The sequence below is a fragment of the Sedimentibacter sp. B4 genome, from assembly GCF_000309315.1.
Lineage (GTDB): Bacteria > Bacillota > Clostridia > Tissierellales > Sedimentibacteraceae > Sedimentibacter > Sedimentibacter saalensis.
In genome coordinates, this window is record NZ_CANG01001113.1 from 1 (window position 1) to 209 (window position 209).

Consider the following 209-nt stretch of genomic DNA (forward strand, 5'->3'; position numbering starts at 1 on the left):
TCGTGCTGCTCCGGTTGTTGGGAGAGGTGGCCGGCACCGGCGACGTCACCGTCCGGATCGGCCACGAGAACCCGTACGCGCCGTTGCGCTCCACTTCGGTGGTCGCCAGCGGGTACGGCACCGACGACGACATCTGGGCCAACCTGGGTGTGGTCGGACCGACACGGATGGACTACCCCCGACGATGGCCCGGTGCGGGCAGTGGCCCG

At 70.3% G+C, this 209-nt stretch carries 1 pseudogene; it reads left to right on the forward strand.

The annotated features are described in order from the left end of the window. A pseudogene (locus BN358_RS25180) lies at positions 1-209 on the forward strand (HrcA family transcriptional regulator); the annotation flags it as partial.